The organism is Vibrio sp. 1180_3, assembly GCF_029478545.1.
Taxonomy (GTDB): Bacteria; Pseudomonadota; Gammaproteobacteria; order Enterobacterales; family Vibrionaceae; genus Vibrio; species Vibrio aestuarianus.
Map to the genome: position 1 here is coordinate 1 of NZ_SJFM01000015.1, position 26,395 is coordinate 26,395.

Sequence of the window (26,395 nt, forward strand, 5' to 3'; positions counted from 1 at the left end):
AGCAAGCGCAAGGCATTGAGATGGACTACCAACAAGCCATTTACGAGCATTTTGATGCGCCCGGTCGCTTTAAAGACGATGTGAACGGTAAAGCCTTTAACCAAATTCGTTTGCAGTACTTAAGACGCGAAGCGCACACCGCTACGGGTGAAAGTAACCACCCAGCGTTGCAAGCGGGCTACAAGTTTGACTTGCAAGAGCACTTAGATGAAAGCGCCAACCGAGAATGGTTAGTGGTTGAAGCGCATCATCAAGGCAAGCAGCCGCAAGCGTTGGAAGAAGAGGGGGGCAGCGGCGCAACCACTTATAACAACCAATTCACGCTCATCCCGGCCACTATCACGTGGCGCGCTACACCAAAAACCAAACCACAAACGGACGGACCGTGCATGGCGCATGTCGTGGGGCCTGATGGTGAAGAAATCTTCTGTGACGAACATGGCCGCGTCAAACTGCATTTCCCGTGGGATAGATATTCAAACGGCGATGAGCACAGCTCATGCTGGGTGCGAGTGTCACAAGGATGGGCCGGCAGCCAATACGGGATGATGGCTATCCCAAGAGTTGGTCATGAAGTGATAGTGTCGTTTTTAAATGGCGACCCAGACCAACCGATAGTGACAGGCCGCACCTACCATGCCAGCAACAAAGCGCCTTACACGCTGCCAGACAACAAAACCAAAACCGTGCTGCGCAGTGAAACACACCAAGGTGAAGGGTTTAACGAGCTGAGCTTTGAAGACCAAGCGGCGCAAGAGAAAATCTACCTGCACGCGCAAAAAGACTATGAAGCACTGGTGCTCAATGACGCTACCAGTCACATCAAACACGATAGCCACCTGACGGTGGATAATGACCAGTTTAGCCATATCAAAAATAACCAACACCTAACGGTCGAGGGCGAAAGCCGCGATAACATTACAAAAGATTGCAGTCTAGAGGTTGGCGGTTCATTGCAGTATAAAGTGGCGCAACTGACTGCTATTCAAACTGGGCGCGAAATCAGCCTTAAAGCGGGAACCAAAATTGTAGTAGAGGCAGGAGCCGAAGTGACCTTAAAAGCAGGAGGTAGTTTCGTCAAAGTCGATGCCGGTGGCGTGCATCTCGTTGGCCCTGCAATTAACCTCAACTCTGGCGGAAGCGCTGGCAGCGGTAGTGCTTATAGTGGGCAGCCAGCGATGTTGGCAAATACATTGATTGATATGAAAGCTCCGGCCGAATTGCAAGCGAGTGCAGTTAGCGCGACCATGCAAAGTGGGCAAGCCAATGTGATCACGCATTTTGAGGCCGCTGCCACACAATCCGCTGCACAGAAATCATCTGCATCTCCACAAAAGCAATCAGAAGCGAAGGCCGAAGAAAAAAGCGCTCAGGAAAAGAGCCAAAAAGAGGATGCACAAAACGAAGATAAAGCGTCACTACTACAATCGGATTTGCTGAAACCTTCAGAAGAGTTGGAAAAGTTAGCGAAGAAACAAGCCAGCGCTTTCAGAAAAGGCAACAATGGTGAAGAAGTGAGCTTGATTCAGCAAGCGTTAATCAACATGAAATTTGATTTGCAAGCCGATGGTGATTTCGGTAATAAAACCAAAACGGCCATCGAGCAGTTCCAAAAAAGTTATCAACCCAGCCATCAAACGCATCCATCATACAGCATTGGCCCCGTTGATGGTATTGTTGGCCAAGGGACATTGTTAGGTTTAGACGAAGCGCTGGTCGATGGGTGGGTTTATGAAAATGATGAGATGGATCTGAAATGGTTGACTGTACCAAAAGGTCAATTGACCTTTGATGCAGAGGGGAATGATGTTGAAGGTAACCTCTATTTTTCCAGAGTTATTCATTGGCCGGGAAATGCCAAGTCGGGTGTAACTATTGGTAGAGGGTATGACCTAGGCGAGCGTAATGAAACAGAAGTATATAATGATCTATTTAGCTCGGGTGTAACACATGATATTGCTGTTATTATTTCTAAAGGTGCAGGATTGAAAGGTATTGATGCTGATGCATATGTTAAGGCTAATAAATATAAAACAGAAATCACAAGGAAATCTCAGCACAATCTTTTCTTGAAAATATATCCTGGATATATAAAAAGAGCTAGAGATAATTATGAAAAATGGACTACTGAACCGAATGTTAGTTTGGCAAATATTTCCAATGTTAATTATGTAGACAAGGTTCAATGGGGGAAATTAGATTCAGAAATACAAGATGTCATTGTTGATTTAGTATATCAGGGTTTTACTAAAGGTCCTCGACCCATGGTGTATGGAATGTTAAATGATAAAAATATATTTGCTGATTATATTAGTGCGAATACAACATTGAATCAGTACGAGAAAGGTCGGAGACGAGCAGATTATTTAAGGGGTAATTATTAATGTTAAGATATATGTTTATTTTTATCGGAGTTCTATTTTCTGGTTATTCATTAGCTAATGAGGATTGTGATTATGGCCTTCCCTTAGGGAATATAGCTGCATGTTACGAAAAAAAGTCTGAAGAAAGTGATGCTTTACTTAATGACATCTATCAGAAACTTAAAAATACTGTTATGAAAAGTGCATATGAAGAATCAGCAAAAAATATTTATTGGTCTACATTTGTTAAATCACAACGGAATTGGATTGAAATGAGAGATCATCAATGCTTCGCTAAAGGTGCATTTTCTGAGGAAAACACGCCATTCCAAGGCATTGAGATACATAAATGTTTATATTACTCAACACAAGATAGAATTATATATTTAGAGAAAGAAATTAACTTTATTCAAAATCTGCCATAAGAGAAAAATTCAAATAATAATGTGGATCTCAAACGCTGATATTACTATTAAAATACAGTAGTAATCATATAGTGGGTTAAAATATCTTACGTCGTTTTTGAAGACCTTATTAAATTAAAAGTTTTTTAAATAAATGATGAAATTTAAAAGAGCCAGCATAGCTAGGCTCTTTATTTAAACCAATTCTAAAAAATACAATGCTTAGCGAAGTCGCCGGCTTCATTGGCTGTCCAATCACCTTTCGGCTTATCTTCCATATCTTTGCACCAAGCGGTGCTGCCAATTTGAGATTGGAAAATGCAGAACTTGGCGAAGTCGACAGCGCTTTGCGCGCTCCACTCATTTTTGGGTTTCTCTTTCATCTCGTTACACCAAGACTCGCTGCCTACGTCAGAGCAAGCGGCTAGTGAAATTAACGAGACTAATACTAATGCGATTTTCTTCATAATGGCTTCCAAGTAAGCACGATTTCTTTAATAAAAACTATAGCGAAAATGTTGCTCTAAGTGTTAGCAAAGAGCAAAAAATAAAATCACTAATGACAAAATGGTCAGTGATTGGCTTCACTATTTTTCTCTGTTTTTCCATTCAATCGGCGATCTAACTCACATTATTATTTTTACCTTAGTGCAATTAAAAATCCCTCAGCTAGGATTCATCGAAACGTTTCGATGATGTTTTATTGAACTATCTACTCACCTGAAAGGGCGATGTTCAAAGATATCCGAACCCCAATGTTGAAGGTATAACAATGAAAAAAAGTACCCTACTTAATGCTGATCTTTCTTATCTTGTTGCCACGTTAGGTCATACCGATGAAATCACGATCTGTGATGCAGGTTTACCGATCCCAGATGAGGTTCAGCGAATTGATTTAGCGCTGACGCATGGCATTCCGAGCTTCTTAGAGACTGTCCGCGTGATTTTGTCTGAATCACAAATCGAAGGGGTGGTGATGGCGAAAGAGTTTGCTGAGGTTAGTCCTGACCACCATAAAGCATTACTCAACGAATTACGTATGGAAGAAGAAAGTTGTGAGAAGTCAATTCGCATTACTTACCTCTCACATGAAGAGTTTAAAGACCGAACTCTACAAAGTCGCGCGGTCGTGCGAACTGGCGAATGTACGCCTTATGCAAACGTTATTTTCCAAGCTGGCGTAGTTTTCTAACTCTCGATTGAGGACGAATCATGACTCAAGCAATTTTATCGCTTACTGACATCGAAAAAGCGTTTCCAGGAGTTAAGGCTCTTGATAAAGCGAGCCTGAATGTCTACCCAGGTCGAGTTATGGCACTAATGGGAGAAAATGGTGCTGGTAAGTCAACGTTAATGAAGGTTCTGACGGGCATCTATTCACTTGACGCTGGCAGCATTGCTTACCAAGGCAAACCTGCCGCATTTAAAGGTCCCCGCGATTCTCAGCACGCTGGCATTAGTATTATTCACCAAGAGTTGAATTTGATTCCTGAATTGACCATTGCTGAAAACATTTTTCTAGGCAGAGAGATGACCAGTGGGATGGGTCGAATCTTATGGAATGAAATGTATCAAGCAGCCGATAAACTACTGGCTCGCTTAAACGTTAAACACAGCTCCAAGACCCTGCTGGGTGACTTAAGCCTTGGTGAGCAACAGATGGTTGAGATTGCAAAAGCGCTCTCATTTGAGTCGAAAGTGATCATCATGGATGAACCGACGGATGCACTGACGGATACCGAAACTGAGTCGCTATTTAATGTTATTAATGAGCTGCGCGAACAAGGTTGCGGCATTGTTTATATCTCTCATCGCTTAAAAGAAATCTTCGAAATTTGTGATGATATTACGGTGTTGCGTGACGGCAAATTTATTGGTCAATGCAAAGTGTCTGATACCGACGAAGATGGCTTAATTGAAATGATGGTGGGGCGCAAACTTGAAGAGCAGTACCCACGCATTGAGGTTAAGCATGGTGAAACCTGCCTTGAAGTGATCGGCCTGACGGGATCTGGAGTGCACGATATCAGTTTTACTTTAAAACGTGGTGAGATTTTAGGGGTGTCGGGTTTGATGGGGGCTGGACGCACAGAACTGATGAAAGTGATCTACGGTGCGCTGCCGAGTGAACGTGGCGTGATTAACCTCGACAACAAAACCATCAACCCTGTTAGCCCTCAAGATGGTTTAGCTAACGGTATTGCTTATATTTCTGAAGACCGAAAAGGCGATGGTTTAGTGCTTGGCTTATCGGTGAAAGAGAATATGTCTCTGTGTGCGCTAAATAAATTTTCTAAAGGGATGCAAATTCAGCATGGCGAAGAAGCCATTGCAGTAGAAGATTTCATGCGTTTATTCAATATAAAAACCCCGTCACGTAATCAAATTATCGGCAATTTGTCTGGTGGTAACCAACAAAAAGTCGCGATAGCCAAAGGCTTGATGACACGCCCTAAAGTTTTGATTTTAGATGAACCGACTCGCGGTGTAGACGTCGGTGCAAAAAAAGAAATTTACCAACTCATTAACCAATTTAAAGCCGAAGGGATGAGCATCATTTTGGTGTCTTCAGAAATGCCAGAAGTGTTAGGAATGAGTGACCGCATTATGGTGATGCATGAAGGGCGAATCAGCGGTGAGTTTGATGCCAAAGAGGCCAACCAAGAAAACTTACTCGCCTGTGCAGTAGGAAAAAAGATTAACGAGGAAGCAGCATGAGCAGCAACAGCATGAACACATCGACTCCATCAAGCGGCAGGAAATTGCTGAGTAAAGAGTGGCTTATTGAGCAAAAATCTCTGATTGCTTTGCTTTTCTTAGTGGTTGTCGTTTCTTTTTTAAACCCTAACTTTTTTACGCTCGACAATATTTTGAATATTTTGCGTCAGACATCCGTCAACGCCATTATCGCGGTGGGGATGACTTTGGTTATTCTAACTGCGGGTATTGATTTGAGTGTCGGCTCGGTCTTGGCGTTATGCGGTGCTTTCGCTGCAACCATGATAGGTCTTGAAATTCCGGTCATTATTGCGGTTCCTACAGCGTTGCTTGCTGGCGCGGCATTGGGCGCGATTAGCGGCATCATTATTGCGAAAGGTAAGGTTCAGGCTTTCATCGCTACATTGGTAACCATGACATTACTGCGTGGTGTGACCATGGTCTATACCGATGGTCGCCCTATCTCTACAGGTTTTACTGATACCGCAGATGCTTTTGCGTGGTTTGGTACAGGTTATGCGTTGGGTATTCCGGTCCCAGTATGGATGATGGTCGTGGTGTTTGCGGCAGTTTGGTATTTACTTAACCACACGCGTTTTGGCCGCTATGTTTACGCACTTGGTGGTAATGAATCGGCAACACGTTTATCTGGTATCAATGTCGATCGCGTTAAAATTGGTGTTTATGCCATCTGTGGTTTACTGGCGGCATTAGCGGGCATCATCGTTACTTCTCGCCTTTCTTCTGCTCAGCCAACGGCGGGCATGGGCTACGAATTAGATGCTATTGCTGCGGTTGTTTTGGGTGGCACTAGCTTGATGGGAGGAAAAGGTCGCATTATGGGAACCTTGATTGGTGCGCTGATCATTGGTTTCTTAAATAACGCGCTTAACCTTCTCGATGTTTCTTCTTACTACCAGATGATAGCGAAAGCAGTGGTCATTCTTCTGGCAGTATTGGTGGATAATAAAAATAAATAGCAACATCCCCTTATGGATTGGGCACGTTCGCAAAGTATGCGTAAGTGCCTAAACCTTTGGGACAAAACCTCGATGCCAAGCAACCAGTTGCCCAGTATCGGCCCCTACAAAAAGGACTATAAAGATGAAAAAACTCGCAACTTTAATTTCTGCTGCTCTACTTTCAACCACCGTCTCTGTCTCTGCGCAGGCGCAAGACACAATGGCGATTGTATTATCGACATTGAACAACCCATTTTTCGTTACCATGAAAGATGGCGCAGAAGCCAAAGCAAAAGAGCTGGGTTATGAACTTATTGTGCTGGATTCACAAAATGACCCAAGTAAAGAGCTATCAAACGTAGAAGATTTAACCGTACGCGGTGTGAAAGCCATTTTGATTAACCCAACTGATTCTGATGCCGTATCGAATGCGATTCGTATGGCGAACCGAGCAAAAGTGCCAGTATTGACGCTTGACCGTGGTGCGAGCCGTGGTGATGTTGTTAGCCACATTGCCTCTGATAACGTGGTTGGTGGTGAAATGGCGGGTCACTTCATCATGGAAAAAGTGGGTGAGAAAGCTAAAGTTATCCAACTTGAAGGCATTGCGGGTACTTCAGCCGCTCGTGAGCGTGGTGAAGGCTTTATGAATGCGGTTAACGGCAGTGAAATGCAGTTACTCGCTAGTCAACCGGCAGATTTTGACCGTACTAAAGGTCTGAATGTTATGGAAAACTTACTTGCCGCTAACCCTGATGTGCAAGCGGTATTTGCGCAAAATGACGAAATGGCATTGGGTGCACTACGCGCCGTTCAAGCATCAGGTAAAGATGTGATGATCGTTGGCTTTGACGGTACTGATGACGGTATTGCAGCGGTAGAACGTGGCCAACTTGCAGCGACGGTTGCACAACAACCAGACATGATTGGGGCGCTTGGCATTGAAACAGCCGCTAAAGTGTTAAAGGGCGAATCTGTTGATGAGTACATCCCTGTTCCTCTAAAAATTATCAGCAAATAATACTCAATGGCCTTCTCTTTAACGAGAGAGGGCCCGTTTTCCGGTGTGTTGAGCTTTGGTTTTTTTATTAGATAGAAAGTTCAAACCTCTCTATACCCCAAATCACAACGGGATATCTCCCTATTAATCATGTTCATTAATGAACAAAGGAAATCTTATGAATCAGTTAGTGGTATTAGGTAGTGTTAACGCTGACCATGTTCTTCAAGTGCCTTCTTTTCCTCGCCCTGGTGAGACATTGCATGGGCGCAATTATCAAGTTATCCCTGGTGGGAAAGGGGCAAACCAAGCCGTGGCCGCAGCAAGGCTAAATGCAGACACCGGGTTTATTGCGTGTGTCGGTGATGATGCGTTTGGCATTAATATTCGTGAAAGCTTTAAGCTTGATGGCATCAATATTTCAGGCGTGAAAATGCAGCCTAACTGCCCAACGGGGATCGCGATGATCCAAGTGTCTGACAGTGGCGAAAACAGTATTTGTATCTCTGCAGAGGCAAATGCCAAACTTACCGCACAAGTCATCGAGTCTGACCTTGCCAATATAGGTGCAGCTAGTTACCTGTTGATGCAACTTGAAACACCGATTGACGGCATTATTAAAGCGGCGCAATTTGCTAAAGAAAATCGTACTAATGTGATACTCAACCCAGCGCCAGCCCGCGAGCTACCTGATACTTTGTTAGCGTGTGTTGATGTGATCACCCCCAATGAAACCGAAGCACAAGTTCTCACTGGAATAACGGTTGATGATGATCAATCAGCGCAACTGGCTGCCAATGAATTACATAAGAAAGGCATAGAAATTGTGCTGATCACCTTAGGTGCTAAAGGTGTGTGGCTTAGCCAAAATGGTCGTGGAGTATTGATTCCAGGCTTTAAGGTTGATGCGACAGATACCACGGCAGCGGGTGATACGTTTAATGGCGCACTTGTGACTGGTTTGTTGGAAGATATGCCTTTAGAATCAGCAATTAAGTTTGCTCATGCGGCAGCGGCAATATCCGTCACGCGTTTTGGGGCTCAGACATCTATCCCTACTCGCAAGGAGGTGGATGCATTCCTCGCTCAACATTGTTAGGAGAATAAAACATGGCCACCATGAAAGACATAGCAAGGCTTGCAGGGGTATCAACGTCAACGGTTAGTCATGTGATTAATAAATCTCGTTTTGTGAGCGAAGATATCGCTGAACGAGTCAATAAAGCGGCTCAAGACTTAAATTATGCACCATCTGCTTTGGCGCGTAGCCTCAAAATGAACCGTACTCGAACCATTGGCATGCTAGTTACTACCTCAACCAACCCTTTTTTTGGTGAAGTGGTGAAAGGGGTCGAACGCAGTTGTTATCACAAAGGGTATAACCTGATTTTGTGCAACACTGAAGGCGATAATGAACGAATGAAAGCGTCTATCAATACGCTGTTGCAAAAGCGTGTTGATGGTTTGTTATTGATGTGTTCAACCTTAGAAGGTGAACGTATCGAAGTATTTGATCGCTACCCCGACATTCCAGTTGTAGTGATGGATTGGGGACCAATGCTCTTTGCCAGTGACAAGATTCAAGATAACTCGTTAAGCGGTGGTTATATCGCAACCAATTATTTAATTGAATGTGGTCACAAAGAGATTGGCTGTATCACGGGGCCGCTCATTCGACATCAAGCGCAAATGCGTTATGAAGGTTATAAACGCGCTGTTTTAGAAGCAGGTTTAGAGATCAATCCGCAATGGATTGTGGAGTCAGACTTTGAGTGTGAAGGCGGTTATGAAGCGTTTAATCGCATGTTAGAAAAAGGTCCGCTACCCAGTTCAATTTTTGTTTCAAACGATATGATGGCGATGGGGGTGCTCAATGCCGCCCACGAAAAAGGCATCCGTATTCCCGAGGATGTTTCTATTATGGGATACGATGATATTCATATTGCTCGCTTTATGTCTCCAGCACTGACTACCGTGCATCAGCCCAAATATCGTTTAGGTAAAGTGGCTGTCGAAACCTTACTCAAAAAGCTTGAAAAAGAGACTCTAGAGCCGCAAGTTGTGCAACTTGATCCAACCTTAGTTGTGCGTAAAAGTGTGAAACATTTGAACTAGGATTTCGCTGTTATTGCTTGAATAAATTGCTGTGTTTTATTATTTCCTTCGGCGCAATATAGTGCGCAAATGTCTGCTGGAATCGATTCTTTCAGCGGAATAAAACAGATATGTGGCCATTGCTGGCTGCCGTAACTGGCAGGCACAATGGAGATGAAATTGCGCGTTGATACGACGGCTAGCAAGGTGTTTGGCTCAACGACTTCCTGCTCTATTTTTAAATGGAAACCCAGTTTTAAACAGTGTTGAGTGATCAACTCTGTGGAGGCTGAGTTCTCATGTTTTAGCATAACGAACTCTTCACTGATCAGTTCAGATAACGATAGCTTCTGATAGTCTTTTAATCGATGTTTATCTGACACCACAACGACCATCTTTTCTTTATACAGTGTACGAGCTTGAAGAGGATGAATATTAATACTGTCGGCATAGCGAGCAAGGCCGATATCAATTTGGTGGTTGAGCAACGCCATTTTTTGTTTTTTTGGCGACATCTCCAGCAAATTAAACTGTTGTTGTGGAGATCGCTTCTGCACTTGATACAAGGTATCGCCGAATCCAGCCCAAAAAATTGAACTCATTAAACCGATATTGAAGGTCTGACCGTGTTCTCGATCGACTTTCTGTACTCGGTTCAAAGCGGTATCCAATACTTCAAAAATTAAATGACACTCTTGCTGTAATTGTTTGCCTGCTACTGTGAGTGCCACGTTGCGCGTGTTCCGTTCAAACAATGACACGCCGAGTAAGTGTTCTAGTTCTTTGATTTGTGCACTTAATGGTGACTTTGTGATATTTAATTGTTGAGCAGCTAAGCTAAATTGCCCGCATTGTGCTGTTGCGTAGAAGTAGCGCAACATTTTAAGAGTGATTTGATGGTTAAGCTGCATAGTAATTCGAATTGATCAGTAACTGTGCTGAATATTGGCACAATTATGCTGAATTATGAAATTTTATCAGCACTAATAATGCGCTACAGTGAATTGGTATTTCCAATAATAAGGTGAATAACATGCATACTGACCCTGTAAATCAAGCATTAGAAACTATCTATCAACATAAACCAAATTTTAAACCGCAAGCTGCTTTTATTTTAGGCTCTGGATTAGGTGTACTTGCTGATGAATTAGATGAAAAAGTTGTGATCCCTTATGAATCTTTATCCGGGTTTCCAGTGAGTACTGTTGAAGGGCATTCTGGAGAATTAGTGTTAGGAAAAATGAATGGTATCGAAGTGGTATGTATGAAAGGGCGAGGCCATTTTTATGAGCATCAAACCATGAAAGTGATGACCAACCCCGTTCGAACGTTTAAACGTTTAGGATGCGAATTCATGTTAGTGACCAACGCCGCTGGTTCACTTCGCCCAGAGCGTATTGGTGTAGGGTCACTGGTCATTTTCAATGACCACATTAATACCATGCCTGAATCGCCAATGACAGGAGCTAACGATGACAATTATGGCCCACGCTTTTTCAGTTTAGCGAATGCATACGACAAAGGATTACGAGAAGAAGCGATGGCAGTGGCTGAACAAGAAAATATTCACGTCAATCAAGGTGTGTTTGTTTCTTATACTGGGCCGAATTTTGAGACTGCCGCAGAAATCCGCATGATGCAAGTCATCGGTGGTGATGTGGTGGGGATGTCGGTTGTTCCTGAGGTTATTTCGGCCGCACATTGCGGTTTACCTGTGTTAGCCGTGTGTGCCATTACTAACATGGCTGAAGGTTTAGGTGATGTGCAACTTTCTCATGAACAGACGCTAAAGTGTGCAAAATTAGCAGAAAAAGATTTTATTCAATTGATCAAATCATTCATCGCTAAGCATTTTGCATCATAGTAAATCATAAGCCATAGAGAAAAAGAGAGCGCTATACGGCGCTCTCTTCTCCCATCTATTTGGTGATGACTTGTTGCCAGAACTCTGACCATTTCTGTGGTTTATTGTAAAAAGAACTTACTGGTACTTTGTGCCACTGGCCATTTTTTTCGTAGGCAAGAGAAGGAAAGCCTGCAACATTCAGCTTATCCATTAACCCATGAGTTTGGTTAATTGTCTCCTCTAGTGCCGCTTTCGCGTTAAGCATTGCTTGCTCCCAGTGACTCGCCTCAATACCTAGTTCTTGCGCCAATGCCAGTAGAGTTTTTTGTTCTGCAACAGGCAAACCCTGTTGGTAGTGTGCTTGCTGAATTTTTTTCAGCATTGCGATTCCAGCTTTTCCCCACGATTGAGCAGCAAGAATAGCTTGAGCTGTGATATATGAGTCTAAAATTACCGGCTCACCATTGGTGATCTTTGCGATGTACTCATCACCAAATTTAGCGCCAGTTTGTTGAGCAATACGTTGGTCAGCTTGCCGTACATGTTTGCGAAAATCATCAGAAAGAGGAGAACGCTCTATCATTCCACCAGGATGAAGGTTCAGTGTTACGTTTTCTATGTCGCTAAGTTGTTCAATAAGTGATGCTGCGCCGTAACACCAACCGCACATTGGGTCAAAAATATAGTGAATATTGGTCATCTCTAATGCTCTCTCAAGTTCTTGTTTATGGTCTGTATTGTAAAAGGGCATCAGCGCAAGATATAGGCTGAATCATCGACTTGATTGTTTCATTTTCTGAACTAATGAAGTTGTTTTGATAGTTTTATAGAGATTGTTTAAGGTAAATAGAGAAAAGCATTCAGTTAAATATATCAATTGGTTGGAAGAGGTAAGCCTAATCCAACGTTTGATTTCACTTGCCGCCTAACTTTAAGTTCAAGTTGTTTGGCTATATAAAATAATAAAGAGCACGATTGAGTGCTCTTTATTATTTTATGTGAGGATTACAATCCGCCTAGCTGTCGGGCTTGTTGCAACAACGCTTGGCGTTGAGCTTCCATTTCAGATTGAACTTCATTTTCCCTATGAGCGTCTTCTTCCACTGCCTGTGGGACTAATACATAGAACTTATTGATGGTCATCTTTGGATCTCATTTTGTTTCTGAATAGCAAAAAAATAAAGGATGTTAACTAGGTTAACATCCTCCATGAAGCGAGAATTATAGGCGTAGACGGTAGGGCTTAGCTAGTCCTTTATCTACTATACCTAGAATTTTTTAGACATCGTAAGTGGTAGACGCAGTATTACCGCCTGTACCTGTCCAGTTTGTGTGGAAGAATTCACCACGTGGACGGTCAGTACGCTCGTAAGTGTGAGCACCGAAGTAGTCACGTTGAGCTTGTAGAAGGTTCGCTGGAAGACGAGCTGTTGTGTAGCCGTCTAGGAACGTTAGTGCAGAAGTCATACATGGCATTGGGATACCCGATTCCATAGACTTAGCGGCCACTCTACGCCAAGCGCCCATACAGTTGTCTAGGATACCTTTGAAGTAGGCATCTGAACCTAGGAATGCGATCTCTGGGTTCGCTTCGTAAGCATCACGAATGTTGCCTAGGAATGCAGAACGGATGATACAACCGCCACGCCACATAAGAGCAACGTTACCGTAGTTTAGATCCCAACCGTTTTCGTTCGACGCTTCACGCATTAGCATGAAACCTTGAGCGTAAGAGATGATCTTAGAAGCAAGTAGAGCCTGACGCAGTGCATCAACCCACTCTTGCTTGTCGCCTTCAACTAGAGCAACAGTTTTGCCGAACAATTTCTCAGCTTCAACACGTTGGTCTTTAAGTGCAGACAGGCAACGAGAGAATACAGACTCAGTGATGAGCGTTAGTGGGATACCCATGTCTAGCGCGTTGATACCAGTCCACTTACCCGTGCCTTTTTGGCCAGCAGTGTCTAGGATCTTCTCAACGAGTGCTTCACCGTCTTCATCTTTGTAACCAAGGATGTCTGCCGTGATTTCTACTAGGTAGCTGTCTAGCTCAGTTTTGTTCCAGTCAGCAAATACAGCCTGCATTTCGTCGTGGTTCAGGCCTAGACCATCTTTCATGAACTGGTAGGCTTCAGTGATAAGCTGCATGTCACCGTATTCGATGCCATTGTGAACCATTTTAACGAAGTGACCAGCACCGTCGTTACCAACCCAATCACAACAAGGCTCACCCGCGTCAGTTTTCGCAGAGATGCCTTGGAAGATAGGCTTAACCGCTTCCCAAGCTTCAGGAGAACCGCCTGGCATGATAGAAGGACCGAAACGAGCGCCTTCTTCACCACCAGAAACACCTGTACCGATAAAGTGAATCCCTTTTTCACGTAGTGCAGCTACGCGGCGGTTAGTGTCTGGGAAGTTGGTGTTACCACCATCGATAATGATGTCACCTTTGTCTAGTAGTGGAACTAATGCTTCGATAAATGTATCAACAACATCACCAGCGCGAACCATTAGCATTACTTTACGCGGTGTTTCTAGTTTCTCAACCAGTTCTTCTAGTGAGTAAGCGCCAACGATATTGGTGCCTTTAGCTGGGCCTGCTAAAAACTCGTCTACTTTCGCAGCAGTACGGTTATGAGCCACAACTTTGAAGCCGTGGTCGTTCATGTTTAGGATAAGGTTTTGCCCCATAACTGCTAGGCCAATTACACCGATATCACCTTTCATTATTTCTCTCCAATTTATCTATTTGGACGCGCGTTACGCGATTTTTGCTGCTGCGTCTGAATCTAAGTACCACTCCGTTTGACCCGTTTTAGATTGGATCTTCGCCGCAGGATAGGGCAGCTCGTTTGCGGGAGTAGTATGAATTTCGTTTACGATGTCGACTTTACTAGCGCCAAGAACGAGGTAGCTAATTCGTTTCGCCGCTTCGAGAACTTTGGCTGTTTTCGATACACGGAGTTGACCAGACTCAGGATGAGTCGCCAACACTGATAGGTTTTCATCTTGATAGTTGGTTTGTCCTGGGAATAGAGAAGCAGTATGGCCATCTGCACCGACACCAAGTAGAATCCAGTCAAATACTGGGGTTCCATTTTCTGACGGGATGACATCTGCCATCTCTTTAGCAAAACGATCAGCTTCTACCTGTGGCTCATCCTCCCCACGAATACGGTGGATATTTTCAGCAGGAAGGTTCACTTGGCTAAACAGAAGTGCGTTTGCTTCACCGTAGTTACTTTCAACATCGTTAGGTGCAACACAGCGCTCGTCACCCCACCAAAAATGAAGGTTGCTCCACTGGATTCCTTCAGCGTATGGGGCTTGTGCTAAAAGCTTGAATAGCATTTTTGGCGTGCTGCCGCCCGACAATGAAATGTGTATCGGACGACCTTGCTCGCTGTAGGCTTTTAGATCGTCTGCTAGGCTAGTAACAACTTGCTGGGCAGTATCGAAAATTTTGTGATTAATCATAGTTCGCAGTAATCCGTATCAGTTAGGTTCTTGCAGGGGAAACGCCATGCACGGTCATCACGTTGTATTAGGTCATCGGCCTCTTTCGGCCCCCATGTGCCACACGCATAACCAAATAGAGATTGAGGATCTTGCTTGAAGTCCAAAATAGGCTGCACAAACTTCCAACACGCTTCTACTGCATCTGTACGTGCAAATAAGGTTGCATCACCATTGAGCGCATCTAAAAGTAAGCGTTCATAAGCGGTCAACATTTTGGTTTCTTCTAATGAAGTGTAATGGAAGTTCATCGAGACTTCTTTGGCCTTAAAGCCTGCGCCTGGTTCTTTTAACCCAAAGCTCATTTGAATGCCTTCATCCGGCTGGATGCGAATAATTAATTTATTCTCGGGGGCATTTTGACCAAAAACAGGATGTGGCGTGCGTTTAAAGTGAATAACCACTTCGGTCACGCGCGTTGGTAAACGTTTACCAGAACGTACAAAAAACGGTACGCCATTCCAACGCCAGTTATTGATGAACATTTTCAAACCGACGTAGGTTTCAGTACGAGAGTCAGCGGCAACACCGTGTTCATCACGGTAACTTGGTAGGAACTTGCCACGCACTTCTGATTCTGTGTATTGACCTAAAACAAGGTTGTTACGTAGGTCATCTTCTGAAAGAGGCTGTAGGCTTTGCAGTACTTTATTAACTTCATTACGAATAGAGTCAGCGTTGATTGCCGCTGGTGGCTCCATACCAACCATTGCCAATACTTGCAATAAATGGTTTTGGAACATATCACGTACCGCGCCCGAACCATCATAATAGCCGCCACGTTCTTCTACGCCCAAAAATTCAGCGCCCGTGATTTCGACATAATCAATGAAGTTGCGATTCCACAGCGGTTCGAACATGCCATTAGCAAAGCGGAAAACCAGTAGGTTTTGCACGGTTTCTTTGCCGAGGTAGTGGTCAATACGGTAAATCTGGTGTTCTTGAAAATGACGATGAATTTCGATATCAAGACTTTTAGCTGAAGCAAGGTCATAACCAAAAGGTTTTTCGATGATCAAACGCTTCCAACCTTGTGCCTCATCGTGGAGTCCGTGAGCTGCAAGGTTGGCTGGGATCACACCGTAAAGGCTTGGCGGGGTAGCCAAGTAGAAAAGTGTATTGCGTTGTTCAAATTGATAGTGGTCTGCTAACTCATCAAGGCGAGTTGCCAGTTTGGCATACTCTTCAACATCGGATGTATTGAGCGCTTGATAATGTAAGTGCTCACAAAAGGCATTGAGTACATCAGGGGTGGTTTTTTCCATTTCCTGAAGAGAGCGTCTTAGCTTCTCTCGGTATGATTCATCACTGTATTCAGTTCGGCTAACGCCTAGGATAGTAAAGGATTTTGGTAGCTGATTACTTTCGTACAAATGGTATAAAGCGGGGATCAGCTTGCGGTAGGTTAAGTCGCCTGAAGCACCAAAAATCACGATACTGCTGTTTTCAGGTATTACCATCATCTTTCCCTTAAAAACGTGGTATTTAGCATGCGCCCACAGTAGCAGTGCGTTGCAAAAATAGAAAATAGGCTACAACTATCGTTTTGATAGCTATAACCAATAGCTGGGGAGGTTGAAATCTTCAATTCCCCCTCCAAACTCGGGTGCGTATTGTCTACGACAATTTGATATACATCAACAATTGATGACGCAATCGATTAAATTCTGACATTGTCCTAGTGCAAGTGATGCTTTATTCCTCTCTTGGAGACGAAATGGAATGCTGCACAATTGAAAATTCAAGATTTGGTGATTTTTGTGGCTTCTAGTAATGAATAATTGATTATTATTTGTTCAAACAGACGCTAATAAGGCGTAACTCACTAAAATATATATCAATTGCTTCTACACTTAGGTCAAACTATCCCCTTCTTACTTGAAGGTGCAGCGGTGTTGGCTACGTTTGCTCACCCCAATCACATAGTTTATCTATGCTCATGGGGATTCACTCACTTGCCGCCTACCTGCAACTCCAAATAGTTTGGGTATACAACAAGAATCTAAAAGCTAAGGAGCGGAGTGATGGCGATTCAACGATTGAATGCAGAGCAGCTCTACCATGTTGCACAGTTAGAAAAGCTACCTTGTAAATCAACCAAAGAACTGGATCCTATCGATGAGATAGTGGGGCAAGAACGCGCACAAAAAGCGGTTGAGTTTGCCATGTCGATCAAAGAAAAAGGTTACAACATCTACGCGATTGGTCGTAACGGATTAGGCAAACGTACGATGATTTTGCGTTATTTAAACCGACACCAGCATGAAGCCGATGCCTTGTTTGATTGGTGTTATGTCGCTAATTTTGCCGATATTCGTACTCCGAAAGTGCTGAAATTACCTTCTGGTGTTGGTGTGAGCCTTAAGCAAGACATAGAAAAGCTCATGACGAAGTTGGTCAATGCCATCCCGTTAGCATTTGATAACGAGATCTACTTTGCACGCGCTGATAAGCTAAAAAACCAGATGGTACAAAAGCAACAAGGTGAATTGGATAGCATCAGTAAAGAGGCAAAAGATAAAGGCATCAGTTTGACCATTACCACCCAAGGTGACTACCAATTTGTTGCCATGAATGGTGAGGACATGCACACGGAAGAATCATTTGATGCGTTGTCGAAAAAAGAACAAGAGCAGTTTAGTCATATTATTGATGAACTTGAGATTAGCTTGCGCAATATGTCTCGTCAGCTTACTGAATGGGAAGAGTCATACAGTGAGAAGATCAAAAAACTTAATGATGAAGTGACACTAGGCGTGATCACGCATTTCATTAAACAGTTAAAGCAGGACTACTCAGGTTACCCTGAGATCAAAAACTACTTGACCGAGTTGCAAAAAGATATTGTCGATAATGCGGATATCTTTTTAGACGAAGAAAGTGAGCAGGGTGAAGTAGCAACAGCGTCGTTGGATAAGCGTTTACCTCGTCGCTATAAAGTTAACGTTTTGGTCAGTCAGCCTTCCGATAAACTACCTGTCGTTGTGGAAGAAAATCCAAATTATCACTCTTTATTTGGCTACATTGAAACGGCAACGTTTAAAGGTACGGTGTTTACGGATTTTTCATTGATTCGCGCCGGGAGCTTACATAAAGCAAATGGCGGCGTACTGCTGATGGATGCAGTCAAAGTGCTTGAGCAGCCATACGTATGGGATGGGTTAAAACGTGCGTTACGCTCTCGCCAGTTGAGCTTTACCTCACTTGAAAAAGAGGTGACTTTAACGGGGACAGTGTCACTAGATCCCGAGCCGATCCCATTGAATGTAAAAATTATCCTATTTGGTGACTACAATACTTATCAATTATTAACCCGCTATGACCCTGAATTCAGTGAGTTGTTCAGAGTGACTGCGGATTTTGAAGACGAGATGACTCGTACTCCAGATAGTGAACTTCACTATGCGCGCTTTATTTCGAGTATTGTACATGACAACAATATGCTGCACTGCGACCGCAAAGCGATTGCCCGCATCATAGAACACAGTTCACGAACGACTGGTGACCAAGGCAAGTTATCGCTGCATTCCGCTCACATTGCGAATTTATTGCGTGAATCAAACTATGTGGCTAAGCAAGCCAACTCGAATATGATTCGTCAAAACCACGTTGAAGAGGCACTGAGAAATCAGGAAATGCGTGTAAATCGCTTGCAAGACAGTGTCATGGAAACTTTCGCCAATGGTACGACTCTTATTCAAACGGGGGGGATGGCTATTGGACAAGTGAACGCTTTATCGGTACTGAGCACCAGTGATCATATGTTTGGAGCGCCGAATCGAATTACCGCAACCACCTCTTATGGTGATGGTGAGATCATTGATATTGAACGCAGTGTTGATTTAGGGGGGAGTATCCATTCCAAAGGAGTAATGATTCTGTCGGCTTACCTCTCTTCCGTATTTGGTCGAACCGCGCGTGTACCACTGACGACCACGATTACCTTTGAGCAGTCATACGGCGGGGTTGATGGGGATAGCGCGAGTATGGCGGAATTCTGTGCCATTGTGTCTGCTTTTTCAAAGCAACCGAATCGACAAGATATTGCGATTACTGGCTCTATGAACCAATTTGGTGAATCGCAACCGATCGGCGGGGTTAATGAAAAGATAGAAGGTTTCTTCGACGTATGTACCATAAAAGGACGCACCAACCAACAAGGTGTGATTATTCCTCTTTCCAACATGCATAACTTGATGTTGCGTTCGGATGTCGTGAAAGCGGTAGAAAAAGGCGAATTCAACATTTGGGCAATTGAGCATGTCACCGAAGCTATCGAACTTTTTACTGGTAAAGCCGCAGGTATTGCCACCGAAGAGGGGAGCTATCCGGTAGATACTATATTTGGCTTAGCACAAGCCAAATTGAATGCGTTGAGAAAGTAAAACAACCTATTTACTAGCAAAATATGGCCACCTTTTGGTGGCTATATTTTTACATAAACTATCATAATTTGACTTGTGCTGTTTTCTTGTCGAAAAGTCATATTTATGGCGATATCTAAATCATAACCATATGAATCTATATGAATTATCGCATAGACTACAGTGTGATCTTAATCTAGAATAATTACTCTATTTGGCTGGGGTTATTTCTAAGGCATGGATGCTAACCATTTTATATCGAGGTTTTAACATGCATTTTTCCCTGAAAAACTTATCCATTCGTGTTCAAGTTTTACTGCCGGTTTTATTGACCACTATTGTTCTATTGATTGCACTGTGGGTCACTAAAATTAATCTACAACACGAACAAACAAAAGTATCAACCAACACGCACTTACTGATTGAGTATAAAGATATTTTAGCAAATATTGACGACACTATTTATCCACTGCGCATTAACGCTGTGTATGCGATTTATGATCCTGCTCGTCGCAATGATTTTTTATCCCAATTAAATAATGGTTTAAAAGACGTAAATCGTGATCTGGATAAGATGCAGAAAAGTGATGTGTATGGCAATAATGTATCTATTGTTCGAGAGCGCATTGAGCAGTATGGTGGAATGACTGCTCAAGTGATGGACCTTTCTAATCGTAGGGAACAGGGATTGGTATCTGAGTCTGAATTGAACGCTGTTATTGCTCAGTATCGTACTAGCGGTAATGATATGGTCAATGCAATCAATGCCCTCTCTAAAAAACTGAATGACTACACGATTGATTCAATGGATCAAAGTTCTCAAGACAACGCCCGTGTTATGAACAGCGCAATGGTCAGTGTGCTATTGGTGTTGGCTGTATCTTTGTTCATGGCTTGGGTTTTATCGAATTTTATCGTTACACCGATTCAAAAATTACAAGGTGTGATGCGCGAGCTTGCACAGGGTAACTTAACGATCCGCGCTGATGCAGACGGGAAAAACGAAATCTCATTGCTTAGTCGAGATGTTAACACGACCGCTTCGCAGCTACATGTTATTGTTGACGAGCTTAACCGTATTAGTGAAGACGTTGCATCAGCATCAACAGAGTTGGCGGCGGTAATGACTCAAGCTGAATCAAATGCCAATCAAGAGTTGAGTGAAATTGAACAAGTTGCTTCGGCGGTGAATGAGTTGGCGAGCACAGCAAACAACGTTAGTGACAATGCAACATTAGCGGACTCAACGGCACGTGAAGCGGATGAGCTTGCAAAATCTGGCTTGTCAATATTCAAAGAGAGCACTCAAGCGAGCACACAGATGTCCGATGCATTGAATCATGCTGCTCATGTCGTATCAAGTTTGAAAGAACAATCAGAGCAGATCAACGATGTTATTGAAGTGATTCGTGGGGTGTCGGAGCAAACTAATTTACTTGCACTGAATGCTGCTATTGAAGCAGCTCGCGCTGGTGAGACTGGCCGTGGTTTTGCGGTGGTAGCTGATGAAGTTCGTATGCTAGCCGCGCGAACGCAGGACTCGACTAAAGAGATCCAAACGATAATTGAGCAGTTACAAAGCCAGTCTGTACTCGCCAATGATAGCATGCAAATAAGCTTAGATATGTTATTGAAAAATAATGAGTTAACTCAGAAAGCGAATGATGCTTTAATTGGTATTACTGAGTCGGTTTCTGATATCAATGATTCTAACGCGCAAGTTGCTACCGCTGCGGAAGAGCAGTCTCAAGTAACGCAGGATATTAACCGCAGTGTGGTGAATATGTCTGAGCTTGTTAACCAAAATGTCACAGGTATTAGCCAAAGTGCCAGTGCTAGCTCAGAGCTATCGCAATTAGCAGAGAAGCAAAAAGCTCAGTTGGCTTTCTTTAAGCTATAAATCTTCTGATAATTTAAGCTTTAAGCCGCATAACTTGCAAGGTTGTGCGGCTTTTTTTCTAATTTAAGCATAATTAACTATCAGAAATAATTGAATTTTTAAATATCATTACCTTCACAGCGATCTTCGTTGTGTTGCATAATAAATTGCTATCTTTTTTAACATTATCTCCATATATTGAAGCCATAAAAACAAAAATGTGATGATGATCGCGCCTGTAGTGCGTGAGTTGGCTTATGAGAAGGAGTAATTATGGGTAAAGAGGACAGCTTATTTCAGTGGGAAAGAGTACAGCGGTTTAATTTCTCGGTTTGGACGGTGCTAACGGGTACGTTGATTGCTCGCACCAGTTTTTTCATGGCATGGCCATTTTTGATAGTGTTTCTCTACCAAGACTATGGTGCTTCAGCGATTGAAGTGGGGGGAATGCTGGCCGCTTCAGCCGTTGTTGGGGCTGTGACTGGTTTATATTCTGGATACCTATCCGATAAGTTCGGCCGCAAATGGGTGATGGTAGCTGGTAGTTGGATTGCGGCATTGGCCTACAGTGGAATTGGTATCGCAGACCAAATCTGGCAATTTTATGTGCTTATTGTTATCACCGGGTTAATGCGCCCGATGATTGAGGCTCCAGCTAAAGCGGTTATTGGTGACAACTTATCGAATGTAAAAGATAGAGAATTGGCACTTAATATTCGCTATTTTTTATTAAATCTCGGTGGCGCTGTTGGGCCGTTATTAGGTATTACATTAGGTTTAACGCATCCTCAAAGTTTGTTCTTTTTTGCTGGTGGAACCTACCTCATTTATGGTTTTTGGCTGTTATTTGGCATTGAACGCAAAGGTCGATATATCCAACCGGATCGCACAGCACTCCCCAATTTTACTTCTACTTTACGTGTGATCAGTAAAGACAATATCTTTGTTAAATTGATGGTGGCGAACTTTATTATGATGTTTGTGTACGGGCAGGTGGAATCGTCAATTCCGCAGGTTATCGTACGAACCAGCGTTTCGGACGCCGCGCAGATTGTCGCAGGGCTAGTATTAGTCAATACCATGACCATTATCGTCTTTCAATTTCCAATGCTTAAGTGGCTAGAAAGCCTTCCTCTTTTCGTACGTACTCGGATTGGTATGGGGTTAATGGCGGTGGCGCAGATAGGTTTTCTTCTTACTCCCGCAGATTGGCCTATTGGCTGGGCGATTGCGTGTTTTATTTTAAGTATGGGAGAGGTTATCGCTTTTCCTACTCTAAATGTACAAATTGATCGTATGGCTCCAGCGCATCTCCGTGGGTCGTATTTCGGCGCGGCGGCATTGTATTCATTGGGCTTTGCGATTGCACCTTTGATTGGTGGTGTGGTGATTGAGTCACTCAGTTCCAACTGGCTATTCGGTGTTTGCTTTGTACTATGTTTAGTGATGATTTGGTTGTATTGGGTGGCTGAGCATCAAGAAGATAATGTACAAAGAGAACCGATCGTTCAGGCTTAATGCTCAAAAGCCCTCATCGAGGGCTTTATGTTTTAATGTTACTTGGCTTGCGCTGTTAGTCCTGCGCTTGCTGGCTCCACTTTCAATGTTTGAGTTGGGAAGGCAACGTCGGCATCATTGTTGTGAATGATCGTCATTGCTTTTAACAGCACATCTTGTTTTACTTCTTGGTAGCGCATCCAATTAACGGTTTTGGTGAAGGTGTAGATAAAGAAATCTAACGATGAAGGACCAAAAGCGTTGAAATTGACCATCAGTGTTTGTTCACTATCAATGTCAGGGTGATTTTCCAACATTTCACGTATTTCTTTGACAATTTTTGCCATTTTTGCAGCATCATCGTAACGCAACCCAATGGTTTCATTGATGCGGCGATTAAGCATGCGCGAAGGGTTTTCGAGCACAATGTTGTTGAATACTGAATTGGGGACGTAAAGTGGTCGTTTATCAAAAGTACGGATGATAGTCATACGCCATCCAATACGTTCGACGGTCCCCTCAATTTGACGATCTGGTGAACGAATCCAATCGCCGACCTTAAAAGGGCGGTCAAAGTAGATCATTAACCCACCAAAGAAGTTGGACAATAAATCTTTTGCTGCAAAACCGATAATTAGACCACCCACACCGCCAAAGGTTAAAAGCCCAGAAAGGCTCAGACCAAATGCCTGCATGATAGAAAGCATACCGATGAGAATGAAGAATAAACGTGCAACCTTTGCAATGGCTTGAATTGTAGTCTCATCATATTTTTTTTGTGATAACACGTAGTGCTCAACATTGTTGATGAGGCGCATGATGATCCAGATAAAAATAGCGATCAACATCAGTAGCTTTACCGTTTGCAGCCAGTTAAGCTTATCTTTCATCGTATCTTGAAGTAGTAGTCCAAGTGATATTGTGCCTGGCCAACACCAAATTAAAGTGCTTACTGGCGTTTTTAACGCGTGTAACAGTAAATCATCCCAATGGAGTTGAGTTTTTTCAGCGACAAACAGTAATCTGCTAAATACGATTCGCCAAATCCCCCATGCGACAAGGCTGGCAATAGAGATAAAAATAATGCTGGTATCCCAATTTTGGGCAAGGGAGGAAGATTCAATGTGAGTCAGTAATTCATTCATAATGTTTTAGTCTTAGTGTGAATGTTGACGCTCAAACTAACAGAAAACATCAGCTATCTCTATATCATGTGGACGAAGATAAGAGGTGATATATGGACGATATCAAATCTAGACCGACTCTGAGCACCTTGTAAAAGTATGGTGTCAGCTATTGCTGTGAAAAATGTTCGGAGAGCGCGGAGCGGCGGTTTTTACTGGGATCGCCGCTTTCATCGGCTTGGATAGTCTCTTCGTAGCCTTGTTTTATAAATCGTTGAGTGGGCGTACTGGGTTCAATGCGCTTTAACTGAGGTGAGTTGAGTGTTCCTGACTGCTGGTAAATAGTTATGCCATCACCAGTTCGAATTTCAATTTGCTTTCCATTGTAGTCAAAGTTTGTGCTTATCAACCGGTTGTTGCGAAATACTCCTTTTTCATTAAAAGTCAGAATCTCCGTGCTATAACTAGGTGCACCAATTTCAATCCATGAACCATAGACTTGTTTCGGATGAGTGTACTCTTGATAGCTGAAAAACAGCAGTGCCGCAAAGCCGACAGCCACTGTGACTAATGCTATCCAAAAAACACTTTTGAAAAGCGATTCTCTCTTCATCGAGGGGCCTGAAAATGGTTTTTTTTCATTCGCTAAGTCCTTATTCTGTTTAGGTTATCTAGGGGGGGGCAGTTTGAACCAATAGCCTATTTATCCATCCCTTTTCTACCTTTAATCTGCAACTTCAAGTTGTTTGGGTATAGAACGAAATCAGAGACTGAAAGATGTCGTACAGTTTGGCAAATCTCGCGCCATTAAATGTGACTCTAATTCCAAATGAAGAGCTAATGGATGACAAGATAGATAGTGTGTTAATTGTTCTACTATTGATTATAGACTGAGTGCGATGGTTTGTTTGGGTCTAATTTGCTTCTTGTGTAATTTGAAATTATCAGATAAAACAAGTGAATGATTTATCACAGTAGGTCGATGATGGCCTTTACAAGGAAGAAAAATGATCAAAGAAAACTCGTATTTTGAAGGTAACGTAAAATCTTTGGGTTTCACGCAGCAAGATGGTGATAGCTCTGTTGGAGTTATGGCTCCTGGTGAGTACACTTTTGGTACAGCAGCCCCAGAACGAATGACCGTGGTTAAGGGTACATTAGTCATTAAGCGTATTGGTGATGAAGAGTGGTCGACGTTTAACAGTGGCGAGTCATTTGAGGTGGCCGGAAATTCATCGTTTGATTTACAGGTAGCGCAATCTACAGCCTATTTATGTGAATATCTGTAGTTATTGCTTTCAGTGTTATGTCCACTGATATAAAAAAGCCACACCCAATAGTGTGGCTAAAACAAAAAATGAATGGCAGTGGATATTCAGTTTTTGTGCTGTGGGATCTAAACCAGAACCCAATAATGTTTTACTGATACAGACTTATTACTAGGTCAATACGCCTTAATACGTGTCAAGTGAACGTTATACCGATGAGGATGATATTTAGATCATTAATAGGTTTCAAAAAGACCAGAGTTGTAGTCTTTGATGGCTTGTTCAATCTCTGCAAAAGAGTTCATAACAAAAGGGCCATAGTGAACAACCGGTTCATTGATTGGTTCGCCCATCAATAGCAATACACCACCGATTTCATTGGTTTCAAGCTCTAAGAACTCACCTTTTGACATCAATGCTATCTCACCCTCTCTTAATACTTTTGTACCCAAGGTTATGTATCCTTGGTAGACATAAACCATCACATTATGGTTTTCTGGTGTGTTGATACGGATAGCGCTTTTCGGTATCGCTTGCCAGTCTGCTACACTCAATGTCGACCCTGTCTGAGTCAAAGGGCCAATCAATGTCTCGCCATTACAATCGATGTGACCAGCTAAAATTCGCAGTAAGCCAGTACTAGGTGTGCGATATTCAGTAATGCTCTCTGGTTGAAAGTCATGGTATTGAGCAGGAAGCATTTTATGGCTAGCGGGTTGATTTATCCAAATCTGAAAACCATGCAAGTGGCCGTCTTGCATAATTGGCATTTCACTGTGAATGACTCCACGTCCTGCTGCCATCCATTGGGCACCGCCAGAACGTAACTCGCCAATATTACCCATATGATCTTTGTGCTGAAAATGCCCATTTAACATATAGGTGAGCGTTTCTATACCGCGGTGAGGATGAGGCGGAAAGCCACCTATATAGTCAGATTTTTGGTCTGACTTTAATTCATCAACCATCAAAAATGGTGAAAAGTGGGTATTATTAAACCCTGCGACTCGGCGAATTTTAACTCCATCACCATCAGATGTTGGTTGCGCGCGAAGCATTTGTTGCACTGTACGTTGGTTTGGCATAACGGCTCTCCTCTACGGAATACGCAAAGTGTAAATCAACAATCTTGCAAAGATGAGCCTACGGATTTGAGTATCTTCTTCAATAATTTCGAACATCTCTATGCTCTCCCTACTTGATGCAGCTGTGGCGTTGGCTATGCTCGCCTAATCCGGCTCCGTCGTAAATGTGGATGAAAGCGTAGTAAAAGATGCAATGACCCTGCGAGTACATAGAATCGCTCAAAATCATTGTTGTCTTCAATTTTTATATGCTCTTGCAGCCAATGAATAGAAAT

General features: G+C 43.0%; 23 protein-coding genes. 13 read left to right on the forward strand and 10 right to left on the reverse strand.

Going from position 1 to position 26,395, the window contains the following annotated elements:
* On the forward strand, window positions 1-2,384 hold a 2,384-nt coding region (gene tssI, locus EYW48_RS10915), incomplete at its 5' end, for a type VI secretion system tip protein TssI/VgrG (protein ID WP_277432397.1).
* Window positions 2,384-2,788, forward strand: coding sequence for a lysozyme inhibitor LprI family protein (locus EYW48_RS10920; RefSeq protein ID WP_129532948.1), 405 nt, complete (start codon window positions 2,384-2,386; stop codon window positions 2,786-2,788). The genes tssI and EYW48_RS10920, both read left to right, overlap by 1 nt.
* Before the next feature lie 185 nt (window positions 2,789-2,973).
* Here EYW48_RS10920 and EYW48_RS10925 read toward each other — a convergent pair whose 3' ends face one another.
* Window positions 2,974-3,234 (reverse strand): DUF3012 domain-containing protein, encoded by a 261-nt coding sequence (locus EYW48_RS10925; RefSeq protein ID WP_053311172.1) that lies wholly within the window; start codon window positions 3,232-3,234, stop codon window positions 2,974-2,976.
* Window positions 3,235-3,539: 305 nt separating this feature from the next.
* On the opposite strand from EYW48_RS10925, the gene rbsD reads away from it, so the two are divergent.
* The 6 genes from rbsD (at window position 3,540) to EYW48_RS10955 (ending at window position 9,562) form a co-directional block, all read left to right on the forward strand.
* Complete coding sequence (gene rbsD, locus EYW48_RS10930; protein ID WP_171981049.1) at window positions 3,540-3,959, forward strand: D-ribose pyranase; 420 nt, start codon at window positions 3,540-3,542, stop codon at window positions 3,957-3,959.
* 20 nt (window positions 3,960-3,979) lie between these two features.
* Window positions 3,980-5,485, forward strand: coding sequence for a ribose ABC transporter ATP-binding protein RbsA (rbsA, locus tag EYW48_RS10935; protein WP_176246204.1), 1,506 nt, complete (start codon window positions 3,980-3,982; stop codon window positions 5,483-5,485).
* The gene (rbsC, locus tag EYW48_RS10940; RefSeq protein ID WP_053311169.1) at window positions 5,482-6,465 is read left to right on the forward strand and encodes a ribose ABC transporter permease; all 984 of its coding nucleotides are present in this window, start codon (window positions 5,482-5,484) and stop codon (window positions 6,463-6,465) included. The genes rbsA and rbsC overlap by 4 nt, the downstream gene beginning before the upstream one ends.
* A gap of 124 nt (window positions 6,466-6,589) precedes the next feature.
* On the forward strand, window positions 6,590-7,468 hold the full coding sequence (gene rbsB, locus EYW48_RS10945) for a ribose ABC transporter substrate-binding protein RbsB (protein WP_053311168.1): 879 nt from the start codon (window positions 6,590-6,592) through the stop codon (window positions 7,466-7,468).
* Between the two features lie 157 nt (window positions 7,469-7,625).
* Window positions 7,626-8,546, forward strand: a complete 921-nt coding sequence (gene rbsK / locus EYW48_RS10950) for a ribokinase (RefSeq protein ID WP_053311167.1) — start codon at window positions 7,626-7,628, stop codon at window positions 8,544-8,546.
* Between the two features lie 11 nt (window positions 8,547-8,557).
* Window positions 8,558-9,562: a substrate-binding domain-containing protein gene (locus EYW48_RS10955; protein ID WP_172532951.1), complete on the forward strand. Its 1,005-nt coding sequence runs from the start codon at window positions 8,558-8,560 to the stop codon at window positions 9,560-9,562.
* Here EYW48_RS10955 and EYW48_RS10960 read toward each other — a convergent pair.
* Window positions 9,559-10,452 (reverse strand): LysR family transcriptional regulator, encoded by an 894-nt coding sequence (locus tag EYW48_RS10960; RefSeq protein WP_261928023.1) that lies wholly within the window; start codon window positions 10,450-10,452, stop codon window positions 9,559-9,561. The genes EYW48_RS10955 and EYW48_RS10960 overlap by 4 nt on opposite strands.
* Window positions 10,453-10,574: 122 nt before the next feature.
* Here EYW48_RS10960 and xapA point away from each other — a divergent pair, with 122 nt between their 5' ends.
* Complete coding sequence (gene xapA, locus EYW48_RS10965; RefSeq protein WP_172532949.1) at window positions 10,575-11,405, forward strand: xanthosine phosphorylase; 831 nt, start codon at window positions 10,575-10,577, stop codon at window positions 11,403-11,405.
* 55 nt (window positions 11,406-11,460) lie between these two features.
* On the opposite strand, the gene EYW48_RS10970 is transcribed toward xapA, so the two are convergent.
* The 5 genes from EYW48_RS10970 to zwf form a co-directional block, all read right to left on the reverse strand.
* Window positions 11,461-12,087 (reverse strand): DsbA family protein, encoded by a 627-nt coding sequence (locus tag EYW48_RS10970; RefSeq protein ID WP_171981051.1) that lies wholly within the window; start codon window positions 12,085-12,087, stop codon window positions 11,461-11,463.
* A gap of 305 nt (window positions 12,088-12,392) precedes the next feature.
* A complete protein-coding gene (locus EYW48_RS10975) occupies window positions 12,393-12,530 on the reverse strand; it encodes a hypothetical protein (protein WP_168524312.1) in 138 nt (45 codons plus the stop codon).
* A gap of 135 nt (window positions 12,531-12,665) precedes the next feature.
* Complete coding sequence (gene gnd, locus EYW48_RS10980) at window positions 12,666-14,114, reverse strand: decarboxylating NADP(+)-dependent phosphogluconate dehydrogenase (RefSeq protein WP_277432398.1); 1,449 nt, start codon at window positions 14,112-14,114, stop codon at window positions 12,666-12,668.
* Between the two features lie 33 nt (window positions 14,115-14,147).
* Complete coding sequence (gene pgl, locus EYW48_RS10985; protein ID WP_171981053.1) at window positions 14,148-14,864, reverse strand: 6-phosphogluconolactonase; 717 nt, start codon at window positions 14,862-14,864, stop codon at window positions 14,148-14,150.
* Complete coding sequence (gene zwf / locus EYW48_RS10990; protein WP_277432418.1) at window positions 14,861-16,363, reverse strand: glucose-6-phosphate dehydrogenase; 1,503 nt, start codon at window positions 16,361-16,363, stop codon at window positions 14,861-14,863. Before zwf ends, pgl begins: the two co-directional genes overlap by 4 nt.
* A 564-nt stretch (window positions 16,364-16,927) precedes the next feature.
* Between zwf and EYW48_RS10995 the strand changes: the two genes are divergently transcribed.
* The 3 genes from EYW48_RS10995 to EYW48_RS11005 all read left to right on the forward strand — a co-directional run bounded on the left by EYW48_RS10995 (window position 16,928) and on the right by EYW48_RS11005 (window position 22,664).
* A complete protein-coding gene (locus EYW48_RS10995; protein ID WP_053311161.1) occupies window positions 16,928-19,288 on the forward strand; it encodes an ATP-binding protein in 2,361 nt (786 codons plus the stop codon).
* 250 nt (window positions 19,289-19,538) lie between these two features.
* Window positions 19,539-21,167: a methyl-accepting chemotaxis protein gene (locus tag EYW48_RS11000; protein ID WP_277432399.1), complete on the forward strand. Its 1,629-nt coding sequence runs from the start codon at window positions 19,539-19,541 to the stop codon at window positions 21,165-21,167.
* Window positions 21,168-21,419: 252 nt separating this feature from the next.
* Window positions 21,420-22,664, forward strand: a complete 1,245-nt coding sequence (locus tag EYW48_RS11005; RefSeq protein WP_053311160.1) for an MFS transporter — start codon at window positions 21,420-21,422, stop codon at window positions 22,662-22,664.
* A gap of 38 nt (window positions 22,665-22,702) precedes the next feature.
* On the opposite strand, the gene EYW48_RS11010 is transcribed toward EYW48_RS11005, so the two are convergent.
* Window positions 22,703-23,788: a mechanosensitive ion channel family protein gene (locus tag EYW48_RS11010; protein WP_277432400.1), complete on the reverse strand. Its 1,086-nt coding sequence runs from the start codon at window positions 23,786-23,788 to the stop codon at window positions 22,703-22,705.
* A 148-nt stretch (window positions 23,789-23,936) separates the two neighbouring features.
* The gene (locus EYW48_RS11015; protein ID WP_053311158.1) at window positions 23,937-24,380 is read right to left on the reverse strand and encodes a DUF2850 domain-containing protein; all 444 of its coding nucleotides are present in this window, start codon (window positions 24,378-24,380) and stop codon (window positions 23,937-23,939) included.
* Between the two features lie 394 nt (window positions 24,381-24,774).
* Here EYW48_RS11015 and EYW48_RS11020 point away from each other — a divergent pair, with 394 nt between their 5' ends.
* The gene (locus tag EYW48_RS11020; RefSeq protein ID WP_171981057.1) at window positions 24,775-25,056 is read left to right on the forward strand and encodes a pyrimidine/purine nucleoside phosphorylase; all 282 of its coding nucleotides are present in this window, start codon (window positions 24,775-24,777) and stop codon (window positions 25,054-25,056) included.
* Between the two features lie 215 nt (window positions 25,057-25,271).
* On the opposite strand, the gene EYW48_RS11025 is transcribed toward EYW48_RS11020, so the two are convergent.
* Entirely contained in the window at window positions 25,272-26,120 is an 849-nt protein-coding gene (locus EYW48_RS11025) for a pirin family protein (RefSeq protein ID WP_277432401.1), read from the reverse strand.
* Window positions 26,121-26,395 lie beyond the last annotated feature (275 nt).

Coding starts and splice junctions, on each gene's coding strand:
- zwf (WP_277432418.1), bottom strand. CDS start 16,363: ATGGTAATACCTGAAAACAGCAGTATCGTGATTTTTGGTGCTTCAGGC.
- EYW48_RS11010 (WP_277432400.1), bottom strand. CDS start 23,788: ATGAATGAATTACTGACTCACATTGAATCTTCCTCCCTTGCCCAAAAT.
- EYW48_RS11025 (WP_277432401.1), bottom strand. CDS start 26,120: ATGCCAAACCAACGTACAGTGCAACAAATGCTTCGCGCGCAACCAACA.
- EYW48_RS10960 (WP_261928023.1), bottom strand. CDS start 10,452: ATGCAGCTTAACCATCAAATCACTCTTAAAATGTTGCGCTACTTCTAC.
- EYW48_RS10955 (WP_172532951.1), top strand. CDS start 8,558: ATGGCCACCATGAAAGACATAGCAAGGCTTGCAGGGGTATCAACGTCA.
- xapA (WP_172532949.1), top strand. CDS start 10,575: ATGCATACTGACCCTGTAAATCAAGCATTAGAAACTATCTATCAACAT.
- EYW48_RS10925 (WP_053311172.1), bottom strand. CDS start 3,234: ATGAAGAAAATCGCATTAGTATTAGTCTCGTTAATTTCACTAGCCGCT.
- EYW48_RS10995 (WP_053311161.1), top strand. CDS start 16,928: ATGGCGATTCAACGATTGAATGCAGAGCAGCTCTACCATGTTGCACAG.
- rbsD (WP_171981049.1), top strand. CDS start 3,540: ATGAAAAAAAGTACCCTACTTAATGCTGATCTTTCTTATCTTGTTGCC.
- EYW48_RS11020 (WP_171981057.1), top strand. CDS start 24,775: ATGATCAAAGAAAACTCGTATTTTGAAGGTAACGTAAAATCTTTGGGT.
- EYW48_RS10920 (WP_129532948.1), top strand. CDS start 2,384: ATGTTAAGATATATGTTTATTTTTATCGGAGTTCTATTTTCTGGTTAT.
- EYW48_RS11005 (WP_053311160.1), top strand. CDS start 21,420: ATGGGTAAAGAGGACAGCTTATTTCAGTGGGAAAGAGTACAGCGGTTT.
- gnd (WP_277432398.1), bottom strand. CDS start 14,114: ATGAAAGGTGATATCGGTGTAATTGGCCTAGCAGTTATGGGGCAAAAC.
- pgl (WP_171981053.1), bottom strand. CDS start 14,864: ATGATTAATCACAAAATTTTCGATACTGCCCAGCAAGTTGTTACTAGC.
- rbsB (WP_053311168.1), top strand. CDS start 6,590: ATGAAAAAACTCGCAACTTTAATTTCTGCTGCTCTACTTTCAACCACC.
- rbsC (WP_053311169.1), top strand. CDS start 5,482: ATGAGCAGCAACAGCATGAACACATCGACTCCATCAAGCGGCAGGAAA.
- EYW48_RS11000 (WP_277432399.1), top strand. CDS start 19,539: ATGCATTTTTCCCTGAAAAACTTATCCATTCGTGTTCAAGTTTTACTG.
- EYW48_RS10970 (WP_171981051.1), bottom strand. CDS start 12,087: ATGACCAATATTCACTATATTTTTGACCCAATGTGCGGTTGGTGTTAC.
- rbsA (WP_176246204.1), top strand. CDS start 3,980: ATGACTCAAGCAATTTTATCGCTTACTGACATCGAAAAAGCGTTTCCA.
- EYW48_RS10975 (WP_168524312.1), bottom strand. CDS start 12,530: ATGACCATCAATAAGTTCTATGTATTAGTCCCACAGGCAGTGGAAGAA.
- rbsK (WP_053311167.1), top strand. CDS start 7,626: ATGAATCAGTTAGTGGTATTAGGTAGTGTTAACGCTGACCATGTTCTT.
- EYW48_RS11015 (WP_053311158.1), bottom strand. CDS start 24,380: ATGAAGAGAGAATCGCTTTTCAAAAGTGTTTTTTGGATAGCATTAGTC.